This is a genomic window from Pseudomonas sp. GL_139_B (assembly GCF_057834475.1).
Window position 1 is genome coordinate 5,216,291 of the sequence record NZ_CM174403.1, and the last position, 22,017, is coordinate 5,238,307.

General features: G+C 58.2%; 21 protein-coding genes. 10 read left to right on the plus strand and 11 right to left on the minus strand.

Going from position 1 to position 22,017, the window contains the following annotated elements; all coding sequences use genetic code 11:
- Positions 1–81: 81 nt before the first annotated feature.
- The gene (locus AC3ISI_RS23785; RefSeq protein WP_489334077.1) at positions 82–987 is read left to right on the plus strand and encodes a LysR family transcriptional regulator; all 906 of its coding nucleotides are present in this window, start codon (positions 82–84) and stop codon (positions 985–987) included.
- A gap of 74 nt (positions 988–1,061) precedes the next feature.
- Positions 1,062–2,075 (plus strand): sensor domain-containing diguanylate cyclase, encoded by a 1,014-nt coding sequence (locus tag AC3ISI_RS23790; RefSeq protein ID WP_489334078.1) that lies wholly within the window; start codon positions 1,062–1,064, stop codon positions 2,073–2,075.
- Between the two features lie 24 nt (positions 2,076–2,099).
- Here AC3ISI_RS23790 and msrA read toward each other — a convergent pair whose 3' ends face one another.
- From msrA to msrB, 3 genes are read right to left on the minus strand one after another with little or no spacing between them, the layout of a single operon-like run.
- Positions 2,100–2,804: a peptide-methionine (S)-S-oxide reductase MsrA gene (msrA, locus tag AC3ISI_RS23795; RefSeq protein ID WP_489337779.1), complete on the minus strand. Its 705-nt coding sequence runs from the start codon at positions 2,802–2,804 to the stop codon at positions 2,100–2,102.
- A gap of 31 nt (positions 2,805–2,835) precedes the next feature.
- Positions 2,836–4,599, minus strand: a complete 1,764-nt coding sequence (locus AC3ISI_RS23800) for a cytochrome c biogenesis protein DipZ (RefSeq protein WP_489334079.1) — start codon at positions 4,597–4,599, stop codon at positions 2,836–2,838.
- 44 nt (positions 4,600–4,643) lie between these two features.
- The gene (gene msrB, locus AC3ISI_RS23805; protein ID WP_489334080.1) at positions 4,644–5,162 is read right to left on the minus strand and encodes a peptide-methionine (R)-S-oxide reductase MsrB; all 519 of its coding nucleotides are present in this window, start codon (positions 5,160–5,162) and stop codon (positions 4,644–4,646) included.
- A gap of 152 nt (positions 5,163–5,314) precedes the next feature.
- On the opposite strand from msrB, the gene AC3ISI_RS23810 reads away from it, so the two are divergent.
- From AC3ISI_RS23810 to AC3ISI_RS23820, 3 genes are all read left to right on the plus strand, one after another.
- On the plus strand, positions 5,315–6,031 hold the full coding sequence (locus AC3ISI_RS23810; protein WP_489334081.1) for a response regulator transcription factor: 717 nt from the start codon (positions 5,315–5,317) through the stop codon (positions 6,029–6,031).
- On the plus strand, positions 6,028–7,545 hold the full coding sequence (locus AC3ISI_RS23815; protein ID WP_489334082.1) for a sensor histidine kinase: 1,518 nt from the start codon (positions 6,028–6,030) through the stop codon (positions 7,543–7,545). Before AC3ISI_RS23810 ends, AC3ISI_RS23815 begins: the two co-directional genes overlap by 4 nt.
- 167 nt (positions 7,546–7,712) lie before the next feature.
- A complete protein-coding gene (locus tag AC3ISI_RS23820) occupies positions 7,713–8,417 on the plus strand; it encodes a hypothetical protein (protein WP_489334083.1) in 705 nt (234 codons plus the stop codon).
- A gap of 55 nt (positions 8,418–8,472) precedes the next feature.
- On the opposite strand, the gene AC3ISI_RS23825 is transcribed toward AC3ISI_RS23820, so the two are convergent.
- Positions 8,473–8,967, minus strand: coding sequence for a RidA family protein (locus tag AC3ISI_RS23825; RefSeq protein WP_489334084.1), 495 nt, complete (start codon positions 8,965–8,967; stop codon positions 8,473–8,475).
- A gap of 122 nt (positions 8,968–9,089) precedes the next feature.
- Between AC3ISI_RS23825 and AC3ISI_RS23830 the strand changes: the two genes are divergently transcribed.
- Positions 9,090–10,499 (plus strand): aminotransferase-like domain-containing protein, encoded by a 1,410-nt coding sequence (locus AC3ISI_RS23830; protein ID WP_489334085.1) that lies wholly within the window; start codon positions 9,090–9,092, stop codon positions 10,497–10,499.
- A gap of 195 nt (positions 10,500–10,694) precedes the next feature.
- Here AC3ISI_RS23830 and cyoE read toward each other — a convergent pair whose 3' ends face one another.
- The 7 genes from cyoE to hmpA all read right to left on the minus strand — a co-directional run bounded on the left by cyoE (position 10,695) and on the right by hmpA (position 18,281).
- Positions 10,695–11,582 (minus strand): heme o synthase, encoded by an 888-nt coding sequence (cyoE, locus tag AC3ISI_RS23835; RefSeq protein WP_477794725.1) that lies wholly within the window; start codon positions 11,580–11,582, stop codon positions 10,695–10,697.
- Between the two features lie 11 nt (positions 11,583–11,593).
- Complete coding sequence (gene cyoD, locus AC3ISI_RS23840; RefSeq protein WP_027922712.1) at positions 11,594–11,935, minus strand: cytochrome o ubiquinol oxidase subunit IV; 342 nt, start codon at positions 11,933–11,935, stop codon at positions 11,594–11,596.
- Positions 11,935–12,561 (minus strand): cytochrome o ubiquinol oxidase subunit III, encoded by a 627-nt coding sequence (locus AC3ISI_RS23845; protein WP_027922711.1) that lies wholly within the window; start codon positions 12,559–12,561, stop codon positions 11,935–11,937. Before AC3ISI_RS23845 ends, cyoD begins: the two co-directional genes overlap by 1 nt.
- A gap of 3 nt (positions 12,562–12,564) precedes the next feature.
- Positions 12,565–14,595, minus strand: coding sequence for a cytochrome o ubiquinol oxidase subunit I (gene cyoB, locus AC3ISI_RS23850; protein WP_489334086.1), 2,031 nt, complete (start codon positions 14,593–14,595; stop codon positions 12,565–12,567).
- Between the two features lie 3 nt (positions 14,596–14,598).
- A complete protein-coding gene (gene cyoA, locus AC3ISI_RS23855; RefSeq protein ID WP_489334087.1) occupies positions 14,599–15,543 on the minus strand; it encodes a ubiquinol oxidase subunit II in 945 nt (314 codons plus the stop codon).
- 830 nt (positions 15,544–16,373) lie between these two features.
- Positions 16,374–16,883 carry a disulfide bond formation protein B gene (locus AC3ISI_RS23860; protein WP_489334088.1) on the minus strand — a complete coding sequence of 170 codons (510 nt, stop codon included), beginning with the start codon at positions 16,881–16,883 and terminating at the stop codon, positions 16,374–16,376.
- 216 nt (positions 16,884–17,099) lie between these two features.
- Positions 17,100–18,281, minus strand: coding sequence for an NO-inducible flavohemoprotein (gene hmpA / locus AC3ISI_RS23865; protein WP_489334089.1), 1,182 nt, complete (start codon positions 18,279–18,281; stop codon positions 17,100–17,102).
- A 148-nt stretch (positions 18,282–18,429) separates the two neighbouring features.
- Between hmpA and norR the strand changes: the two genes are divergently transcribed.
- From norR to AC3ISI_RS23885, 4 genes are all read left to right on the plus strand, one after another.
- Complete coding sequence (gene norR, locus AC3ISI_RS23870; protein ID WP_489334090.1) at positions 18,430–19,980, plus strand: nitric oxide reductase transcriptional regulator NorR; 1,551 nt, start codon at positions 18,430–18,432, stop codon at positions 19,978–19,980.
- A 123-nt stretch (positions 19,981–20,103) separates the two neighbouring features.
- Positions 20,104–21,006: a chemotaxis protein CheV gene (locus AC3ISI_RS23875; protein ID WP_489334091.1), complete on the plus strand. Its 903-nt coding sequence runs from the start codon at positions 20,104–20,106 to the stop codon at positions 21,004–21,006.
- 27 nt (positions 21,007–21,033) lie between these two features.
- A complete protein-coding gene (locus AC3ISI_RS23880) occupies positions 21,034–21,492 on the plus strand; it encodes a GNAT family N-acetyltransferase (RefSeq protein WP_489334092.1) in 459 nt (152 codons plus the stop codon).
- A 155-nt stretch (positions 21,493–21,647) separates the two neighbouring features.
- Positions 21,648–21,974 (plus strand): hypothetical protein, encoded by a 327-nt coding sequence (locus tag AC3ISI_RS23885; RefSeq protein ID WP_489334093.1) that lies wholly within the window; start codon positions 21,648–21,650, stop codon positions 21,972–21,974.
- Positions 21,975–22,017 lie beyond the last annotated feature (43 nt).

The window sequence follows — 22,017 nt, forward strand, 5'->3', positions numbered from 1 at the left end:
TCGGTGTTTTTGCAGTATGGTTAGCCACCCAGGCTGGATAAACACTGTAATACTTCAATCATCTTAAAGCAGAGCTTGATAATGGATTTATTCCACGCAATGACCGTTTACGTACGTGTGGTGGAAGCCGGCAGCATGACGGCCGCCGCGCAGCAGTGTGAAATGTCCACGACCATGGTCGGCAATCACTTGCGCGCACTGGAGCAACGCCTGGGTGTGCGCTTGCTCAACCGCACGACACGGCGCCAGCGCCTGACGGAATTTGGTTCTGCCTATTACCAGAGCTGCCTTGAAGTGCTGGGGTTGGTGGCCGATTCTGAACGACTGGCGGAACAGAGTCAGGATGCGCCGAGTGGAATCTTACGCATCACGGCACCGCTGACCTTCGGCACCGAAAAGCTTGCGCCAGCACTCAGCGAGTTTTCCCTGCAATGTCCGCAGGTCAAATTGGACGTGGTGCTCACTAACGGGCGTCCCGATCTGCTCGAAAACGGCCTCGATGTGGCATTTCGATTGGGCACCATTGAACCGTCCAACCTGATCGCCCGCCCGCTGATCGACTACACCCTGACCATGTGCGCATCACCGGAGTACCTGGCACGCCGCACAACGCCGGAAAACCCCGAAGACTTGCAACATCACGATTGCTTGTCCTTTGCCTACCCGGTCGGGGATGACTGGCAGTCGGTCGCAAAACAATGGCGTTTGAGCGGGCCGGAAGGCGAGGTGATGGTGGCTGTCAGTGGTCCGATGCTGATCAATAGCTCGGCAGGATTGCATCAGGCTGCTCGAACCGGAATGGGCATCGTGATGTTGCCCGATGCACTTGTCGAACAGGACCTGCTCAACGGAAAACTGGTGGCGTTAATGCAGAACTATCAATTGCCGAGCCGGCCAATGCACCTGGTGTACGCCCAAGACCGCTACCGGCTGCCGAAATTACGCCACTTCGTCGACTTTGCCATGCAGTTGTGGGGCAAACACTAGCCGTGGCAATGCGCCATGCACTAATCTCGACGCCAGGCGAATCAATTGATATCTGTGCGTCAGGGAGAGTGGTGATGGGGGAAGCGTCAAATATCACGCCGTTGAAATTCAATGTGTCAGATTTTAGCGAAGACCTGCTCCATACCATTCTGGAACTGGTCAGCGATGGCATTTGGGACTGGAACGCCAACACAGGTTTTGTTTACCGCAACCCCGGTTGGTACAAGATGCTCGGCTACGAGCCTCACTCCCTGGACAACACCGCGTTGACTTGGGAAAACCTTATCCACCCTGACGATTACCCCGGCGTCATGGCCGTGTTTGATGACTACCTGAAACAGCGCGCACCCACCTATCAAGCCGAGTATCGCTGCCGCATGCTGGACGGCAGCTACACCTGGATCGAAGACCGCGGCTATGTGCTGTCCCGCAACGCCGACGGAACGGTAGCGCGGATGGTCGGTGCGCACCGCAGCATTGACGATAAACGACGTCTGCTCGAAGAGTTGGAGCGGCGCACTCACTCCCTTGAAACGACCGTTGAAGAGCGCACTCGGGAGTTGTCCCGGGTCAACCAGCAGCTTCAGGCTCAACTCGAAGAGAACCGCAAACTGGCGGAAACCGATACGCTCACCTCCATCGCCAATCGCTACCTGATGGAAAAAAACCTGCCTCAGGAGTGCGAACGAGCCCAACGCTTTCGACGCCCCCTGTCCCTGATCGCCATGGACATCGACGACTTCAAGATCATCAACGATCACTATGGCCATGCCCTGGGTGATGCGGCATTGGTCCAGGTGGTCGAGGGCGTGAAGCAGTTTGTGCGCGAAGGTGATCTGCTCGCGCGATGGGGGGGTGACGAATTCATCATGATCCTCCCAGATACCTCGTTGGCTGATGCCAGGCTCCTCGCCAAAAAAATCCGCGATGGTCTGTTGAGCTTGCCACCAGTGGGTGCGTTTCAAGTGACCATGAGTTTCGGCGTGGTCCAGCGCTTCGAAGAAGAACAACAGACCGGATTGCTGGCCCGGGCCGACCAGGCGCTGTATCGATCGAAGGTGGCCGGCAAGAATTTGATTTCAGGGTGAACAAACCACCCCATCAACTGCCATTCACATCCCAGCCTTCACCAACACCGGTTTCTCCTGATACCGATCGGGATACAACCGCTTCAACTGCGCCACTTTCGGTAGATCGTTAATAACGATGTACGGATAGTTTGGATGCTCGGTCAGAAAATCCTGGTGTTCCTCCTCCGCTGGGTAGAAACCGTTATAGGTTTCCAGCTTGGTCACAATCGGCTTATTGAACGAATGAGCAGCGTCAAGCTGGGCAATGTAAGCCTGGGCTATACGTTGCTGCTCGGTATTTTCAGTGAAAATCGCCGACCGGTATTGAGTGCCGCTGTCGGGGCCCTGTCGGTTCAGTTCAGTGGGGTTATGGGCCACCGAAAAATAGATCTGCAGCAACGTCCCGTAACTGACCTGAGCCGGATCGTAAGTGACCTCGACGGATTCCGCATGGCCGGTATCGCCCTCGCTCACCCGTTCATAGTGGGCAGTGTTGGCCGCACCGCCGGCGTAACCGGAGACCGCTTTTTTCACGCCTTTAACGTGCTGAAAAACACCTTGGACGCCCCAAAAACATCCGCCGGCAAACACCACTTTTTCGCTATGGGCCTGGGTCGTTTCATCCAGAGCCGGCGGCGGGATAACGACTGCGTCTTCGGTACCGAACGAGAATGCCCAGCACTGACCAATGAGGCCGGCAGCGGCCATTCCCAATAGGGTACGGCGCCAGGAGAACAGGGTTTTCATCAGGTAAGACTCCTCAACCAATTGAATGATTTCAACCAAACGTAAACGCATACGCAGACACACCCGGATCGAGAAACTCGATGCTGAACGTCCGGTCCGTCACGCTGCCGCTCTGTCGTATCAATTGATACAAACGCTGTGAGTTCACACTGCCACTGCCATCGGGTGCCACATCGGTGCCATGGGCATCGCCAGGGGCTTTGCCGTCAATGAGCACTTTGAATCGCACCGGTTTACCGTCGGCACCGGGACCCAGCACCAAGTGCAAATCGCGTGCATGGAAGCGATAGAGGATGCGACTGGCGGGCGCGCTGGAAATCGCACGCTCTGAACCGACATTCCAATTTCCCTCCAGGCTCCAATCGTTGAGGGCCAGTTCGGCGGGAGGGCTGTACGCGGCCACTTTGTCAGGCACAAGGCCGGTTTCGGGGACGAAATGCTCGGCACGCTGGAAGCCGACATAGGTTTCCGGTGATTGCACTTCGTTCATGTCCGGCGCAAGTTGAACCCCTGTCGCATCAGCGCTGATCAGACCATCCGCGACCTTCACCGCTCCTGCTTCATGCAGCAGTTGCTGAATGACCCTTTCCGATTCGGCGTACTCGCCCTCACCAAAGTGGTGATAACGAATGCGCCCCTGTGCGTCCGCAAAATAATGGGCCGGCCAGTATTCATTGTTGAAGGCACGCCAGATTTTGTAGTCGTTATCGATGGCCACCGGGTAGTTGATGCCCAGGTCTTTCATGGCTTTGGTGACATTGCCGACATCCCGTTCGAAGGCGAATTCGGGTGCATGGACGCCAATCACCACCAATCCCTGATCGCGATACTTTTCAGCCCAGGCTTTCACATACGGCAAGGTGCGCAGGCAGTTGATGCAGGAGTAAGTCCAGAAATCCACCAACACGACTTTACCCTTCAAGGCCTGCACGGTCAGAGGTGGGGAATTGAGCCATTGCACCGCGCCATCCAGCGGTGGGAGATTGCCTTCAATCGGCAACGCGCCCGATGCCTTGTCACTCGCTTTCATCGCGCCACCCGCGGTCATCATCGCCCCGCTGTTGTTCGGCGACTTGCCGGCCAACCGGCCCACCAAGGCTTGCTCGATCCCGCCGGTGGATGCGGTCGAAACCCGCGCCAGAATCCCCGTATCCAGCCCCAGGGCAATCGCCGCGACACCCGCCAGCATCGCCGCCCCCAGACCGCGTCGGACCCATTCGCCAGCGCCAATCGAACGCTTCATCGCCGCGAAAACTTTACCGCCGAGCAGCAGCGCCACGGCAAGCGAAGTGGCGGCACCTGCCGCGTAAGCCAGCAGCAATAACGTGGTTTCGATGCTTGCCCCTTGCAGCGCGGCCCCTGTCAGCAACAGGCCCAGAATCGGACCGGCGCACGGTGCCCAGAGCAGGCCCGTAGCAACGCCGATCAGGAACGAAGCGCCAGGACGCGGCCGGGCATCGGCGCCAGCGGCTTCCGACAATCGGCTGCCGGCCGCCACTAATGGCCGCGTCAGTCGCTCGGCCAATCGAGGCAGCAACAGCGTCAGCCCGAACAGTGCAACGAACAGCAACGCGAGCCAGCGACCGTACTGATTGACTTGCACCACCCAACCGCCGCCCACCGCCGCCAACGTGGCGACCAGGGCGAAGGTCAACGCCATCCCCGCCAACAGCGGCAAGCCACTTTTCATAAACGGCTGCCCGGTTCGCGCGAAGACAAAGGGCAGCACCGGCAGAATGCAGGGGCTGACAATCGTCAGCACACCACCGAGATAAGCGAGAACCAAAAGCCACATAGCGTCGACCTGCATCAAATGAGTGAAAGGATATGCCCCATGGATCAAGCCGCCTGCGGCTCGAACTTCAGCGCCAGACCGTTCATGCAGTAACGCAGACCGGTGGGTTTGGGCCCATCGTCGAAGACATGGCCCAGATGACCGCCACATCGCCGGCAGTGGACTTCTTCACGCAACACACCATAGGAGCGGTCCTGACGAGTGGCCACCGCTTTGTCCAGGGGTGCCCAGAAGCTGGGCCAGCCGGTGCGGCTGTCAAACTTGGTGTCGGATGAAAACAGCGGCAAATCACACCCTGCACAAGCGAAAACACCTGCGCGATGTTCATTGTTCAACGGGCTACTGTAGGCCCGCTCCGTGCCCTCTTCACGCAGGATTTCGTACTGTTCGTCGCTGAGCATGGCGTGCCATTCGCTGTCGCTGTGGGTCACCTCGAACACCTCCGCCGCGCCGGCGTCACTGACCAGTGCGCTACTGGCGGCAAATTTTGGCAACACACCAATCACCAAGGCTGCAACGCCCAGCCCGCCGCCCGCTACAAGAAACTGTCGCCGTGAAAACATGGCCTTCTCCAAAATTCCAGGTGCCTGATATGGAACACAGCCTAGGCTTGGGTTGATCGCCAAATCCTCACGAGCAGTTAAACAATTCGTGATAACTCGGACTGAGGAAAACCCGCACAATGTGCCCATTGCGCTACAAAGGATTGAGCTTTATGGAACAGACCAAACGCGTCCTGGTAGTCGAGGACGACCTGCACATCGCCGACCTTATCTGCCTTCATCTTCGCGATGAGCAGTTCGAGGTGGTGCACTGCGCCGACGGTGATGAAGGCATGCGCCTGTTGCAGCAAGGAAGCTGGGACGCCTTGATCCTCGACCTGATGCTGCCGGGTGTCGACGGCCTGGAAATCTGCCGCCGTGCGCGGGCGATGACCCGCTACACCCCGATCATCATCACCAGTGCGCGCTCCAGCGAAATGCACCGGATCCTTGGGTTGGAACTCGGCGCAGACGATTACCTCGCCAAACCCTTTTCGATGCTGGAACTGGTCGCGCGGGTCAAAGCCCTGCTGCGCCGGGTCGACGCCATGGCCCGCAATCTGAAGATGGACTCGGGCAGCCTGATGACGGACGGCCTGTCGATCGACCCGATCACCCGCGATGTCTCGCTCGACGGTCGGCGCCTGGACCTGACGCCACGGGAATTCGACCTGCTGTATTTCTTCGTCCGCCAACCCGGCAAAGTTTTCTCGCGCATGGATTTGCTCAACGCGGTCTGGGGTTACAGCCATGAAGGTTACGAACACACGGTGAACACCCACATCAACCGTCTGCGGGCCAAGATCGAAGCCGATCCGGCGCTACCCGTGCGCATCCTCACGGTGTGGGGGCGGGGTTACAAATTCGCCGTCAAGGAGGAGCAGCCATGAGGCTGACCCTGACACAACGCCTGTCCCTGGTGTTCGCCATTCTATTGCTGGTGTGCTGTGGCACATCGGCATGGATGCAAGTGCGCTCCAACAAAATGCATGAACTGGAAGTGGTTCAGGGGCTGTCGCGCGATCTGGCGCAACACATCGCCCATGACACAGTGCTGATGGACAGCAGCGGCCTGATGCCCGATGCCATCCGTGAATTGTTCAGCAAACTCATGCAGGTCAATCCCAGCGTTGAGGTCTATCTGCTGGACACCGAGGGCAAGATTGTCGGCAGTGCCGCACCGGAAGGCCGGATACACCGGGAGCGGATCGATCTGGCCCCCATCCAGCGTTTGCTCAAAGGCGATGCCCTGCCGATTCTCGGCGATGACCCGCGCAGCGTCGATGGCCGCAAGGTGTTCAGCGCCGCGCCATTGCGGGTCAACGGTCAGCCGGCCGGTTATCTCTACGTAGTACTGCTCAGCGAAGAACACGACCGCTTCGCCGAACGCGGGGCCACCAGCGCCGCGCTCAATACCGCGCTGTTATCCATCGGTCTGGTGGCCTTGTTGTGCCTGATCGCCGGTCTCACGGCCTTTGCCCTGATTACCCGGCCGTTGCGGCGCTTGACCGAAAGGGTCAGTCAGTTCGACATCGATGGCATGCCCTCCACACCGCCGGCCTCGGAACCGGTAGAAAAAGCCGCCAGTCACGATGAAATTGCAGTGCTGGACGCCGCCTTCCGGCAGATGCAAACCCGCCTCAATGAGCAGTGGCGCTCGCTGACGCGTCAGGACCAGGAGCGTCGCGAACTCGTGGCGAACATTTCCCACGACCTGCGAACGCCCTTGGCCTCGCTGCACGGGTACCTGGAAACCCTGTCGCTCAAGGACGCCACGCTATCCCCCGCCGACCGGCGTCGCTATCTGGGCATCGCCCTGGATCAAAGCCGCAAGGTGGGTGGGTTGGCGCAATCGCTGCTGGAGCTGGTCAGGCTGGAACATGGTTTCGTCCAGCCGGTGCTGGAACGCTTCTCCCTGACTGATCTGGTGCAGGATATTTTTCAGAAATTCGAATTGACCGCCGAAGCGCGCCAGATTGAGCTGAAAGCCACCTTCGCCCCCAATGTTTCTGCGGCCTGCGCCGACCTGGGGCTGATCGAGCGGGTGTTGACCAACCTGTTCGACAATGCCCTGCGTGATACCCCTCAAGGTGGAGAGATCGAACTGAGCCTGCGCCCCCAAGGACCGTTTATCGAAGTCACTGTCAGCGATACCGGCCCAGGCATTGCTGCGCCGTTGCGCGAAGGTCTGTTCCTGCGCCCCTTCAACATTGGCGGTGCACGGCGCGATGGCGGACTGGGACTGCGTATCGTGCATCGGATCCTGCAATTGCATGGTCGCGAGATCCAGCTGATCGATCTTCCGGGGCGGGGCGCGACCTTTCGCTTCTCCTTGCCGGTGGATCAGCAAACGGCGGAACAATGGGCGGTTCACTCGATGAACCTGAATTCGATGGGGAATTAGCCCGCAGCACACGTTCCGGCAATGCCCACAAATACCCACTCGCAAAAAACATGACCAACTGCCTGTTCATCCGTGACAACACTGCCGTGGTCCAATAGATTAGGCGACCTGAAAAGGCCCCGTGCTTTCTCGCCTCAATTCAAGTTAAAAGAAGTAGTGAAATTTCAATGTCCGATTCCAACACCGCTGAATCCGTAATCACCTTGTCGTCCAAAGCGGAATACGAAAACTCCATCAATCTTTCACAGCATGTGCCTCAGGCCAAGATCATCAGCGAGATGGTCCTGGACGCTTTTCAATCCACCCGGGAAAGCGACCAGATCCGCGAGCTACGCGCCGCGATTCGCCAGGCTCATGACAGCTTCGACGACGATAAAGCCTATGAACTGATGGGCGAACTCAAGCAACTCAAGGACGCGGAAGCGGCCGACATTGCGGCTCTGGAAGACCTGAGCAGCAAATTCTCGATTGGCCGGATTCTCTCCAGCTTCAAGGATGACCCGGCGTTTCAGGAAATCGTCTACGGCCTGGCGCTGAAAGTGCTGAACCAGACGCATCAAGCCATCAGCAACCCGAGCAGTGGCAAAAGCAAAGTGGCTCGCGCCAAGAAAGATCTCGAAGTGTTCACCATCAGCAAGGACGGCATGAGTGTCACCCTGCCGCTGCGCACTCCGCGTTCTAGCCTGAACGTTGACCGCCAAGCGCTGGAGTTCCTCGGCTTTGCCTTCGTCGGCGAAGGCGATGACGCAGTGATTGAAAGCGAGACGTTCCTCGATAACGCAGGCGTCGAACAAGCGGTCAACCGCAAGAACATCATCACCGCACTGCAGCAACAAACCGCGTTCGACGGCTACAGCATCGCCGCGCAGTAACACGCACCACCGAACGCCCCGCCCTTGCAGCGGGGCTTTTTATTGCCTGCACGAATCAGACCGTCGAGGGATTCAGAGCCACGATCATGTCCACTTCTACCGGCGCGTTTTTCGGCAACTGATAAACACCAACCGTCGTTCGCGTATGTTTACCGGCGTCGCCCAACACATGGGTAAAGACATCCGACGCACCGTTGGCCACCTCACTGAGGTCGACGAAGTCGAAGGTGGATTTCACGTACACGGTGACGCGAAGCAGTGCCTTGACGTTATCCAGTGAACCGATGGCCTCGCGGATCAGCGCCAGACCGCGTATGGCGCTGATGCTCGCGGCTTCTTGAGCGTCCGCCAAATTGAGTTCCAGCCCCACTCGGCCGGGGTACTGGATTTTGCCGTTCATTCTTGGCACCAAGCCACTGAGATACACCTCATCGTCATGCCGAAGCAGCGGCGCGTAATGCCCACCAGCCGGGTTTTCATCGTAGATATCGAAGCCGAGTTCTTTGGCCATCGCGAGAAAACGTTCGTCGCGGGTTATTTGCGTAATCATCTACTGAGCTCTCCTGATCCATCATGCGAACTGCGTCCTTGATGGTAGAGACAGACGCTTCTCCTGATCAGGGCAAGTTCGTATAGAATCCAGCGAAGTTTACTGCCAGGGAGACCAGTAAAATGCAGGCTCAGCGCGCCGTGATCGCCGCCATCGAGTTCCAGCCGGGAGCACCGTTGGTGCAGCAGATTGTCGATCAGCTGTCCGTGGCGATCAGCCAGGGGGGCCTGCCGCACGGGGCCAAGTTGCCGCCGATTCGCGAACTCTCTGAATTGATGAACGTCGGTAAGTCCACCGTGGTCGACGCTCTCGACCGATTGCGTGCCAAGGGATTGGTGGTCTCGCGCCAAGGCTCGGGGCATTACGTCCACCGGGCGAGCCTGCAAAACCCAGCCGCTGCTGGCCCGGATCTGCAACCGCAAGACACCCTCAGCCGGGTCCGCCGTGCAGTGCTGCTGGACAACGGCGCGCTGCGGCCCGGCTGCGGATTTTTGCCTGGCTCGTGGTTACCCGCCGAAGAACTGCTCAAAGCGGTACGCGGTACTCTTCGTGCGACGTCTTTGCGCATGGGCGAATACGGCGAGGTCGGTGGTTACCGGCCGCTGCGTGAGGCGTTGCGGGTGAAGTTGTCGGGCTTCGGTATCGAAGTGCCGGTGGAGCAAATCATCACCACCGCTAACACCATGCAGGCCATCGACCAGCTGATGCGCCTGTTGATAAAGCCCGGCGATACGGTGCTGCTCGACGATCCGTGCTACTTCAACCTGCACACCAACCTGGCGTTGCACGGTGCCAGGATTATCACCCTACCCCGCGATTGCAATGGTCTGGACCTGGAGGCTTTCGAGCAATTGCTGATCGCCCATCGCCCCGTGCTCTACATGACCAACAGCACCCTGCATAACCCGACCGGGCACTCGTTTTCCGCAGCGCAAGTTTATCGCCTGCTGGAGTTGAGTCACCGATACGGCTTCCACATTGTTGAAGACGATCTGTACGGAGATCTCCAGCAACGACGCACCCCACGCTTGGCCGCGAGCGGGCTGGATACGGTCAGCTACGTGTCCGGTTTCTCCAAGACCCTGACGGCTAACAGCCGGGTCAGCTACGCCGTGCTGTCACCGCAACTGGCCGCCCGAATGATCAGCCTGAAGATGAGCATCGGCGGCGTGACCTCGGAATTGGCGGAGCAGATCATCTGCACGATGCTCAGCAACGGCAGCTACACCAAACACATCCGGCGCACGGTGGATCGCTTGTATGAATCGAACAGTCGTGTGGCGCGCTGGCTGGTGGAGGCGGGGTGCTCGGTGTCGTCGGTACCGGGCGAAGGTCTGTTCATCTGGACCCGTTTGCCCAACGGTTTTCACGCCGAAGCCCTCGCCGACAAAGGCCTCAAAAATGACCTAGTGCTCACGCCAGGTACCATGTTGAGTAAAGCTGCCGACGCCAATAACTTTCTGCGCTTCAATGTCGCGCATAGCGATGATCCGCAGGTGCGGGAGCGGTTTTTCCGGTTGCTTGATAGATGAGGCTCCTGACAGACCGAGGTGCGGCCTTCGCGAGCAGGCTCGCTCCCACACTCGACCGCATTCCAACTGGAGAAATGCGGTCCAATGTGGGAGCGAGCCTGCTCGCGAAGGGGGCACACGGTCCACCAGAAAGCCCCCAACAAAAAGCCCCGCACTTCTCTCGAAGGCGGGGCTTTTGTTTACAGCATCCGACGCTTAAGGCGCGTACGTCAGCAGCAGCTCGGTCGGCACTTTGAAGTCCAGGGACATCATCACGCTCAACGCGGTAATGGTGAAGATCGAGAACACGAACAGCTTGCGTGCCCAGACCGTGTCATCCACTGCCTTGTAACCGGTCCAGGCCATGTACAACCAGTACATGCCCATGGCCGCAGCGACGGCGAGGTAGCTCATGCCGACGTAACCGCTGAAGGTCAGCATCAAGGTCGCCACGAGGAACGCCAGAATGTAGAGCAGGATGTGCTTCTTGGCCACTTCGATGCCGCGCTTCACTGGCAGCACCGGAATTGATGCAGCCAGATAATCGTTGAAGCGGAAAATCGCGATGGCGTAGGAATGCGGCATCTGCCACAGGCTGAACATCACCAGCAAGGTCAGTGCGGCCATGTCGAAGCTGTTGGTCACAGCAACGTAGCCAATCACCGGCGGCATGGCGCCTGACAGACTGCCCACCAGCGTGCCGTGAACCGACTTGCGCTTGAGGTACAGGCTGTAGAAGCCGACGTAGATGACGAAACCGATCACCGCGAACAGCGCGGCCAGCGGGTTTGCCACCTTGTACAACAACGCAACGCCGGCAACACCCAGGACGGTCGCAAAGGCCAGGGCCAGTTTCAGGGAGATCAAGCCCTGGACCAGCACCCGGTTCTTGGTGCGTTCCATCTTCAGGTCAATGTCGCGGTCGATGCAGTTGTTGAACACGCAACCGGAAGCCACCACCAGAGACGTGCCGATCATCGCGGCCAGGAATATGGCCAGATCGACATGCCCTTTCGAGGCCAGGAAAAATCCGCCCGCCACAGAAAGCACGTTACCGAAAATGATCCCCGGTTTGGTGATTTGGATAAAGTGCTTAAAGGACATCCGGACTTTCCTCAGTGCGCCATCATGACGGTGTGGATGCTGAACATGATCCACAGCGACAAGCCAACCAACAGAACGATCACCAATGCAGCGAAGACAAACGCAATCACGTTGTTACGCTGGGCAGCGGAGCGGTCCAGGTGGAGGAAGTACACCAGGTGCACGAGCACCTGGATCACTGCGAAGGCCAGTACGATCCACAGGGTCATGGCTTTTGGCAGCGACGGGTACATCACCAGGCCAAAAGGAATGATCGTCAGGATCACCGACAGGATGAAACCGATGGCGTAGGACTTGACGCTGCCGTGGCTATCGTCGTGGCCGTGGCCATCGTGGGAGTGTGCATTAGCCATTACAGGGTCCCCATCAGGTAAACAACGGTGAATACGCAGATCCACACCACGTCCAGGAAGTGCCAGAACAGGCTCAGGCAGCTCAGACGGGTCTTGTTGGTCGCCGTCAGGCCGTTTTTCTGCACCTGATACATCATGATCGCCATCCAGATCAGACCGCTGGTCACGTGCAGACCGTGGGTACCAACCAGGGTGAAGAACCCGGACAGGAAGCCGCTGCGGTTAGGACCGTAGCCTTCGGAGATCAGCATGTGGAACTCGTTGATCTCCATGCCGATGAAGCCCAGGCCGAACAGGAAGGTGATGGCCAACCAGCCCAATACCGCCTTCTTGTTGCCTTTGAACAACGCCAGCATGGCGAAGCCGTAGGTGATCGAACTGAACAACAGGCAGGCGGTTTCGCCCAGCACGTATGGCAGTTCGAAAATGTCGTGGCCCGACGGGCCACCCGCTACGTTGTTAACCAGTACCGCGTACACCGCGAAGATCGACGCAAACAAAATGCAGTCGGTCATCAGGTAGAGCCAGAAACCGAATACGGTCATCTCGCCCGAGTCGTGGTGATGGTCATCGTGCCCATGTCCATCGACATGGGTGTGTCCAGCATTGGTCACTAAGTTCGACATGGTTTAAGCCTGTTCCAACGAGGTTTCAACACGGGTGGCAGTGGCCGGGATTTTCCCTGCGGCTACCAGACGTTTGCGCTGCTCGGCTTCGGTGCGCTCGATCACGTCGACCGGCACCATGTAGCCCTGGTCATCACGGGCAGCGTGGATCACGAAGTAGATCACGGCGCCGGCGAGGCCGAAGATGGCCATCCACCAGATGTGCCAGATCATCGCGAAACCGAACACGGTCAACAGAGCACCCATGACCAGGCCGGTCGCGGTGTTGTTTGGCATGTGGATCGGCTCGTACTTGACCGGAGTCTGGTACGCAGTACCGTCTTCCTTGGCTTCAGTGAACGGGTCGATGCAGTCGGCTTTTGGCAGTACGGCAAAGTTGTAGAACGGTGGTGGCGACGAGGTCGACCATTCCAGCGTGTGGGCATTCCACGGGTCGCCGTGCTCGCACATGTTTTCCGGCTTCTTACGGTCACGGACACTGACGTAGAGCTGGATCAACTGGCAGGCAATACCGACCGCGATCATGACCGCGCCGAACATTGCAACGTACAGGTACGGAACCCACTCAGGGTTGGTGGTAGCGTTCAGACGACGGGTCATGCCCATGAAGCCCAGTGCATAGAGCGGCATGAACGCGACGAAGAAGCCCGAGATCCAGAACCAGAACGCTGCCTTGCCCCAACCTTCGTGCAGCTTGAAGCCGAACGCTTTAGGGAAGTAGAAGCCGAAGCCGGCGATGTAGCCGAACACGGCGCCGCCGATGATCACGTTGTGGAAGTGAGCAATGACGAACAGGCTGTTGTGCAGGACAAAGTCAGCACCCGGAATGGCCAGCAGTACGCCGGTCATGCCGCCGATGGCGAAGGTCACCATGAAGCCCAGGGTCCACAGAACCTGGCTGGTCATGCGCAGACGGCCCTGGTAGATGGTGAACAGCCAGTTGAATAGCTTCACCCCCGTCGGGATCGAGATCAGCATCGTCGCCAGACCGAAGAAGGCGTTGACGTTGGCACCCGAACCCATGGTGAAGAAGTGGTGCAGCCAGACCATGAAGCCCAGGATCGAGATCGCGCCCGAGGCGTAGATCATCGAGTGGTGACCGAACAGCTTCTTGCCGGAGAACGCCGAGATGACTTCGGAGAAGATCCCGAACGCCGGAAGAATCAGGATGTAAACCTCGGGGTGACCCCAGGCCCAGAACAGGTTGACGTACATCATCGGATTGCCACCAAGTTCATTGGTGAAAATGTGGAAATCCATGTAACGGTCAAGCGTCAGCAGAGCCAGGGTAGCAGTCAGGATCGGGAAGGAAGCGACGATCAGAACGTTGGCCCAGGTACAGGTCCAGGTGAAGATCGGCATGTCCATCAGTTTCATGCCCGGTGTACGCATTTTCAGCACGGTGGCCAGGAAGTTGACCCCCGTCAGCGTCGTACCCAGACCCGATAGCTGTAGCGCCCAGATGTAGTAGTCCACACCCACGCCAGGGCTGTAGCCAAGTTCCGACAGCGGTGGATACGCAACCCAACCAGTACGGGCGAACTCGCCGACACCCAGGGACACGTTGACCAGCACGACGCCAGACATCAGCAGCCAGAAGCTCAGGGAGTTCAGGAACGGATAGGCCACGTCACGCGCGCCGATCTGCAGCGGCACTGCAAGGTTCATCAGGCCGGTGAAGAATGGCATCGCCATGAAGATGATCATGATCACACCGTGAGCGGTGAAGATCTGGTCATAGTGTTCAGGCGGCAGGTAGCCAGGCGAACCCTCAGTGGACATGGCCAACTGGGTACGCATCATGATGGCGTCGGCAAAACCGCGCAGCAGCATGACCATGGCGACGATGATGTACATCACGCCGATTTTCTTGTGGTCGACCGAAGTCAGCCACTCGGACCACAGGTAGGTCCACTTCTTGAAATAGGTGATTGCAGCGAATACGCCCAGACCGCCGAGCGCGATCATGGCGATGGTCACCATCACGATCGGCTCGTGGAACGGGACCGCTTCCCAACTTAATTTACCAAACATCGTTTACTCCTCTGCCCCGGCAGCTGAATGCGAACTCATGTCCATCCCTTCCATCTGGGCCACTTCTTTCTCTTTCTTCTCGTGGTCCACTTTCGGACCCGGTTTCATGCCTTCGTACTTGTCGACGATGGTCTGGAACAGGTTCGGCGTGAACGAGGAGTAGAGCTCTACTGGATTGTTCTGGCTTGGCTTGGAAAGGGCTTCGTATTCAGCTTTTTCAAGCTGTTTAGGTGCCTTCTTGACATCACTGACCCAGGCATCGAAGTCCGCCTGAGAGGTGGCGATTGCTTTGAACTTCATGCCGGTGAAACCCGCGCCGCTGTAGTTGGCGGAGATCCCGTCGAATTCAGCGTTCTGGTTGGCGATCAGGTGCAGCTTGGTCTGCATGCCCGCCATCGCATAGATCTGGCCGCCCAGACCCGGAATGAAGAACGAGTTCATCACGGTGTCGGAGGTGATCTGGAAGTTAATCGGCGTGTTGGCCGGGAAGACGATCTTGTTGACCGTGGCAATGCCTTGTTCCGGGTAGATGAACAGCCACTTCCAGTCCATCGATACCACTTGAATGGTGACCGGCTTGACGTCGGATTCCAGGGGCTTGTACGGGTCCAGCGCGTGGGTCGACTTGTAGGTGACATAACCCAGGGCAATGATGATCAGCACTGGAATCAACCACACCGCGATTTCAATCTTGGTGGAGTGCGACCACTTCGGCGTGTAGACGGCGTTGGTGTTGGAGGCGCGATATTTCCAGGCGAACAGGAAGGTCATGACGATGACCGGTACCACGACAAGAAGCATCAGCAGCGTTGCGGTGATGATCAGGTTTCGCTCGTCCAGGCCAACCTGGCCCTTGGGATCGAGCAAGGTCATGTTGCAGCCTGACAGCAACAACGTGCCAATCAGCGGCAATAAGCCTAGTAGTCTGGGGTACCTGTTTTTACTCATCTCACGACCTCTAAAGCAGCTTGCGCAATGCAGTTGGGTTTTGATCGCCAACACTTCACCCTGCCAAGGGTTGGCATTTTTCTTGGATTGAATAAGGGGCCGCCCGTCGCGCGTCAGACGCTGCTCGACAAATCCTGGGCCAGCGGTACGTTCTTATTCGATTTCGTGGTCAAAGGCCTTGTTACAGACCAATTCCATTTGGTGCGGATAGTTGGAAAGGCTCCGACACCCGGGAGTCGCATGAAGCACTCAAGCCCCTCGACGCCCTACTTTCTGCTCATGCACCTGAGTGGGGTGAGCAGTGCCGGGATTTCAGTGCGGGCGATTGTAGATATGTAACGATTCATAAACCATGTCTCATCTCGAAATAATTTCTATCCATTCCAGCAACAATCATTAACGCATTTCGCAAAAGCGCGGCATGTTATCGAAATTCATTCTCAACAAAAACACCAAAATTAGTAGGACTACCTTGCGCAGTTCAGACAGCTTCGAGCCCCCCGCCGTCGCCCCCCTCATTGCCCAACCCCCTATACGACAAGGGCTCTGGCGATTTGCCAACCCTTGTTAAAATTGCCTGCTTCAACATTTCCGGGGTGATGCGATGAACCGCCGCAACAGTCCAATTTTGCTGCCATGCCCTGCGTCAATTAATCCTCTCGAAACGCCTTGCGATACTCTCGCTGTGACAACGTGTCGCAGACGTGTCACACCCCTGCTTACCTCGCATCACGGTCTTTTTACCTGCCCTCTGAAATGCAAAACGCCCCAACCCTCTCAACGAGGGCCGGGGCGTTTTTTTGGATGACGCAGTGGTGGGGCGAACCGCCTCAGTACAGCGCTTTACGGTTACGTGAAGTCAGCAACGGCACCAGAATCACGATCAGCACGAACGACACCAGCGCCCATTGCGCCAGCGAAAGACCGAGGATCGGCGGGTACGGCGTGGAACAGAAACCATCCACCTGGAAGCCCAGCGGAAAGATCTTCGCCAGCGGCAAACCATCGACTATCGGTTGCAGCACATCAATGCCGCAGCTGACCGCTGGATAGAACTGGGTGTAGACGTGATGCCCGGCGACCGCCGTGCCTGCAATGGCACAAATGACCACCAGCGTCTCGAACACAGTAATGCTGCGACGGGTGCGCGTTGCCGCGCCGATAAAGGCAAACACCGCGATCAGCAGCAACGCATAACGCTGGAGGATGCACAGCGGGCACGGAGCCTCGCCCTTGAACACTTGCAGGTACAACGCACCACCAATCAACGCCAGGCAAATGATGCCCAGTAACACCAGATAGCGCCGTTCACGCCCCAACCGCATTGTTTCCTCGCTCATCGCGCTTCCCTTTTAGATAGCAGTTGCCGCCAGTCTACACGCAGGCTCCGACGTTTGAGAGCCTGGCGCGTGCTGTTGGGTTTGGGGGAATAAACGATAAGCCGGTTAAGAAGGGATTAACTTTTCGAACTGTAATCAAGAATTGAGACCTTGGTGCGGCCATCGCGAGCTTGCTCGCGATGAAGGCGACTCGGTCTCCCGAGTCGCCGCATACAGTTATTCCAACGCCGAAGCCGGCCCAAAGAACTCATAACGGCTTTGCTTCTCCGGAACCCCCAACGCCTTCAGGTGACGCTTTATCGCCGCCATGAACCCTTTAGGCCCCAGAAAGTAAGCATCCAGGTCACGCTGCTCGGGCAACCACTCGCCCAATTGTTCCTGACTCAACAACCCGACCATGTGCGCAGCAGCGCTGACACCGTCGTCTTCGTCGTAGCAATAGAAACGCTTGAGTTGTGGATGACGTTCGGCCAACCCATCGATCCAGTCGCGGAAGGCATGCACGCTGCCGTTACGCGAGCAGTGGATAAAATGCACCGGGCGCTCCGTGGCCAACGCAGCCTCAAGCATTGCCAGCGTCGGCGTGATGCCGACACCGCCGCTGATCAGCACCAGCGGTTTATCACTGGCCGTCAGGGTGAATTCGCCCGATGGCGGGAACAACTGAATGCTCGAACCGACCTGCAGGTGATCGTGCAAGTGATTAGACGCAAGCCCACCGGTTTCCCGTTTGACGCTGATGCGGTAGTGCCCCTTGTTCGCCAACGCCGACAGCGAGTAGTTGCGACGAATCTCTTCGCCATCAAGGATCAGTTTCATGCCGATGTACTGGCCAGGTTCCGCCGCAAGGATCGGACCTTTGTCGGCAGGTTCGAAGTAGAACGAAGTGATTTCTGCGCTTTCCTCGACTTTGGCCGCGACGATGAATTCCCGCGCCCCCCGCCAGCCACCAGGGGCCTGTTCTTTCTGGTCATAGATGCTGCTTTCAGCGCCGATCAATATCTCGGCAAGTTGACCATACGCAGCCCCCCAGGCCGCAATGACTTCTGGGGTGGCGATTTCTTCGCCCAGCACCTCGGCGATGGCACGCAGCAGGCAGGTGCCGACAATCGGGTAGTGTTCCGGCAGGATTTGCAGGGCCACGTGCTTGTTGATGATTTTGGCCACCAGGTCGCCCAATTGGTCGAGCTGGTCGATATGACGTGCGTACATCAAAACACCGTTGGCCAGTGCGCGAGGCTGATCACCGCTGGCCTGGTGAGCCTGGTTGAACAGCGGACGGACTTCCGGGTATTCGGAGAGCATCATGCGGTAGAAGTGCGTAATCAGCGCTTCGCCGCCGCTTTCCAGCAGTGGTACGGTGGATTTGACGATTGCACGGTCTTGAACGCTAAGCATAAGGACAGCTCCGGAGCTTGATGTGTATTTCCTTAGACGTATCAGTTTCCATGCCAAAACTATAATCGTTATAAATCAACAGGTTAAAAACAAAGTAGTCATATCGACACAAGTTGTCTTATAGTCCTATCGACTACATGGAGTCACTATGACTGCAAAATCTTTGCTCACCGCCCTGCTACCCCTGGTCTCCGACCTGTCCCGCGAACTGCCCGAAGGCGAGCGTTATCGACGCCTGCTCGAAGCCATGCGCGCCCTGCTTCCCTGCGATGCCGCTGCCCTGCTGCGTCTTGATGGCGAATGGCTGGAGCCCCTGGCCGTCGACGGGTTGAGCACCGACACTTTGGGCCGGCGTTTCAAAGTTAGCGAGCACCCGCGTTTCGAGGCCTTGCTCAGCAGTCACGGCCCGACCCGCTTCGCCGCCGACAGCGACCTGCCTGACCCTTACGACGGACTGGTCGATGGCCTCGACGATCATCTGGAAGTCCACGACTGCATGGGTTGCCCGCTGTTTATCGACGAGCGTCCATGGGGTTTGCTGACCCTCGACGCCCTCGACCCGGAACAATTTCAGCCCATCGAACTGGATGCCCTGCAAGCCTTTGCCAGCCTCGCTGCAGCCACGGTCAATGCCGCCGAACGTATCGAGCGCCTGGCCAATCGCGCCGAAGACGAACACCAGCGCGCCGAGGTTTACCGTCAAGCCAGCGGTCAGCAGAACCGCGAAATGATCGGCCAGAGCAAGGCGCACAAACGCCTGGAGGAAGAGATCAATCTGGTGGGCGGCAGTGACCTGACGGTACTGATCACCGGTGAAACCGGGGTTGGCAAAGAATTGGTCGCACAGGCGATCCATGCTGCCTCTGCGCGGGCCGACAAACCGATCATCAGCCTTAACTGCGCGGCCCTGCCAGACACTCTGGTCGAGAGCGAGTTATTTGGCCATGTGCGTGGCGCGTTCACCGGCGCGACGAATGATCGTCGCGGCAAGTTCGAACTGGCCAATGGCGGCACGCTGTTTCTCGATGAAGTCGGCGAACTGTCGCTGACGGTGCAAGCCAAGCTGCTGCGCGTCTTGCAGAGCGGGCAATTGCAGCGCCTGGGTTCGGATAAGGAACACCAGGTGGACGTGCGCCTGATCGCGGCGACTAATCGCGACCTGGCCGAGGAAGTGCGCAACGGTCGCTACCGTGCCGACTTCTACCACCGCTTGAGTGTTTACCCCTTGCTGGTACCGGCACTGCGCGACCGTGGTCGGGATGTACTGCTGCTCAGCGGCTTCTTCCTGGAGCAAAACCGCTCGCGCATGGGCCTCAACAGCCTGCGTTTGAACAGCGATGCGCAGGCCGCATTAATGGCCTACAACTGGCCGGGGAACGTGCGGGAGCTGGAGCATTTGATTGGTCGCAGCGCGCTTAAAGCGCTGGGCAACTGCAAGGACCGACCGAAGATTCTCAGCTTGAGCGCTGCGGACCTGGATTTGCCCACGGGCAGTGTTGAAGTCGTCAGTGAGCAGCCGGCGATCAGCCCTCTGGTGCTGGTGTCTGGCGATTTGCGTGAAGCCACCGAGAACTATCAGCGGCAATTGATCAGTGCTTGCCTGGAGCGGCACCACAACAACTGGGCGAGTGCTGCGCGTGAGCTGGGGCTGGATCGGGCGAATCTGGGGCGCATGGCCAAAAGGCTGGGGATGAAGTGACGGCCCCATCGTCGGAACGCCGCCCGAATTTCTAAAGCCTGCCCACTACAAGTCGATAACCCGATATCGATAGTTTTTGGCAATCCCGCGATCGCCCATCACCTTTTTCTACAGAAGGTATATATGTCCTCCACCAAAGCCCGCGCAGATTCACTTTCGCTTCTGCTGTTTACCTTGCGCAGCGGCAAGCTGATGGCGATCAACCTGCTGAAAGTCAGCGAAATCATCCCCTGCCCGCCGCTAACCAGGCTGCCGGAGTCGCATCCCCACGTCAAAGGCATCGCCACCCTGCGTGGCGCGTCGTTGTCGGTGATCGACCTGAGCCGTGCCATCGGCGAGCGCCCGCTGGAAGACCCGAACGGTGGTTGCCTGATCGTCACCGACGTCAGTCGCTCCAAACAGGGCCTTCATGTCCAAGCCGTGAGCAAGATCGTTCACTGCCTGACCTCCGACATTCGCCCGCCACCCTTCGGTTCCGGCGGCGTGCGCTCGTACATTACCGGCGTGACCTCGGTAGACGGCACGCTGGTACAGGTACTGGACATCGAAAAAGTCATCCACGGCATCGCGCCGGCAAAGATTGAAACCGCCCCGACCGAACTGAGTATGGAAGACGCCGAAATCCTGGGCAGCGCGCGCATATTGGTGGTCGATGACAGCCAGGTCGCATTGCAACAATCCGTGCACACGCTGCGCAATCTCGGCCTGCAATGCCATACCGCCCGCAGCGCCAAGGAAGCGATCGACTGCCTGCTCGAGCTGCAAGGCACGGCCCAACAGATCAATCTGATCGTCTCGGACATCGAAATGTCTGAGATGGATGGCTACGCCTTCACCCGCACGCTGCGCGAAACGCCAGACTTCTCGCACCTGTATGTGCTGCTGCACACGTCGCTGGACAGCACAATGAACAGCGAGAAAGCGCGTTTGGCCGGGGCTAACGCGGTGCTGACCAAATTCTCGTCGCCAGAACTGACCAAATGCCTGATCGATGCGGCCAAGGCCGTCGCTGAACAAGGTCATTGAGAGATGGCCGAGGGCTTTTGTTTTTTGATGCGGCGCAACCTCGCTGAGGCTATGCCAGCAATCGCCTGGCCTCAGGGGATTGTCCTGACCCAGTACCGCCCTGAATCGGCAGAAGCCATTCATCGTTTGATGGAACAGGGGGTTCAGGACGGTGGCGGCCGCGTGCCGGCGCTGGCTGTGTGGCAACAGCGGTTTGAAACCGACCCCGAATACGATCCCTCCCTGTGTTTCATTGCGCTGGATGCCGAAGGTATCGTCGGTGTGTGCCAGTGCTGGACCAGCGCCTACATCAAAAACCTGGTGGTGCATCCACGGGCGCAACGCCTCGGGCTTGGCCGCGCCTTGCTGTTGCAAGCGTTCAACGTCTTTAAGCAACGCCGGGAAGGGTTTGTCGATTTGAAGGTATTGGAAGACAACCTTCGGGCGCAGCGGCTGTATCAAAGCGCCGGGATGTATATCGTCCGCCGGGAACCGGTTCCAGCCTGATACAACCTAGATCGCGAGCAGGCTCACTCCCACAGTGGATCTATGTTGTACGCAGATGAAGTGTGGGAGCGAGCCTGCTCGCGATGAGGCCCGCATTACCAGCATCAAACCCTCAGGCATACTCGGCCCATAAAAGCCCAACGGATCCCTGAACCATGAAAGCCGTAACCCTGACCTTCCTCTGCCTCACCGCACTCGCCTCCCAGGCCCTGGCCTCCAGCCCCGACGCCTGGGCCGCCTACGACAAAGCAGTCCTCGCCAGTTGCACCAAAGCCAGCAGCTTGAAAAATACGAAACCAGTCGGCAACGCGGCGCAGTTCGATGACCGGGTCGGCTACACCGCCCTCCTGCTGCAAGGCCAATACCCGCAACAACACATGAAAGGCCAGCAAGGTACTGAACTGTGCCTCTACAACAAGCAGACCAAAACCGCCTACGTCACCGAATGGGATTCCATTCGCTCACCCGCCAAGGCCCAGTGAGTGGCGCACAACTTGCTTCAGGGCGCAGCAGTGCGGTGACTTT